This is a genomic window from Dietzia maris (assembly GCF_014144855.1).
In the GTDB taxonomy this organism is placed as follows: Bacteria; Actinomycetota; Actinomycetes; order Mycobacteriales; family Mycobacteriaceae; genus Dietzia; species Dietzia kunjamensis.
Genome location: NZ_JAALDN010000096.1, coordinates 1 through 1,262, shown reverse-complemented (window position 1 = coordinate 1,262; position 1,262 = coordinate 1). Strand labels below are relative to the sequence as shown.

Annotated in this window: 1 protein-coding gene; it reads left to right on the top strand. The window is 71.6% G+C overall.

Annotation, left to right across the window (positions count from 1 at the left end; all coding sequences use genetic code 11):
* Positions 1-1,262 (top strand): acyltransferase domain-containing protein (locus G6024_RS03850; protein ID WP_159148101.1); only part of this gene is annotated, 1,262 nt, incomplete at both ends.

Genomic DNA, 1,262 nt, shown 5'->3' with positions numbered 1-1,262 from the left:
GGCGGGCCTGCGCGCGCTGGCCGCCGGCGACCCCGGTCCCGGCGTGTTCAGCGCCGACGCCCCCGCCGGCACCGGCGACGTGTGGGTGTTCTCCGGCTTCGGGTCCCAGCACCGGAAGATGGCCAAGGAGCTCTACCTGTCCAACCCGCTGTTCGCCTCGTGCCTGGACGCGGTGGACGAGCTCATCGACTTCGAGGCCGGCTACCGGATCGCGGAGTTGATCCTCGATGACTCACAGACGTACGAGCTGGAGAACTCCCAGGTCGGGATCTTCGCCATCCAGGTGGCGCTGGTCGACACCCTGCGCGCGCTCGGGGCCAAGCCCGAGGCCGTGATCGGGCATTCGATGGGTGAGGTGGCCGCGGCCTACGCGACCGGTGGCCTCGGCCTCGAGGACGCCGTCCGCGTGATCTGCGTGCGCTCGCGTCTCATGGGCGACGCCGAGGGGCAGGTCTCGGAGGATGAGGCCGGCGCGATGGCGCTGGTCGAGTACTCGGCCGAGGAGATCGCGCAGATCATCGCCGACAACCCGCAGTTCGCCTCCATCGAGCCCGCCGTCTACGCCGCGCCCACCCACACCACGGTCGGCGGCCGTGCCAAGCCCGTCGCCGACTTCGTCGCGTGGGTCGAGGAGCAGGGCAAGTTCGCCCGCCAGCTGCAGGTCCGCGGCGCCGGCCACACCTCGGACGTGGACATGCTCCTCGGTGAGCTGGCCGCGGAGATCGCGGGTCTCGAGCCGCGCGAGCTCACCTCCGGCCTGTTCTCCTCCGTCGACCGCGAGACCTTCTACCGCGCCGGTCACGAGCCGGTCCACGCGGAGGAGTACTGGGTCAAGGGCATGCGGCACTCCGTGTGGTTCACCCACGCCGTACGCAAGGCCGTCGACGCCGGGTACGTGACGTTCCTCGAGCTGGCCCCCAACCCGGTGGCCGCGATGTCGGTGGCCGCGACGTGCTTCGACGCCGGCCTCATGGAGCCCAACCTGCTCCATGCGCTCAAGCGCAAGGAGTCCGAGGCCGACACGTTCCTGCACGCCGTCGCGCAGCTGTACGTGCACGGTCACACCATCGACGTGCCCAGCGTCGTGGAGATGATCCACGGCTACGTCACGGGCCCCGGCCGGTACGCGCCGGTGCCGGGGACTGCGTGGAAGCGCCGCACCCTGTGGCCCAAGGTCACCGCCGGGGGCGGGTCGGGCGAGGGCCGGATGCCGGGCTCGCACGTCGCGCTGCCCGACGGTCGCCACGCGTGGCAGGTCCGTG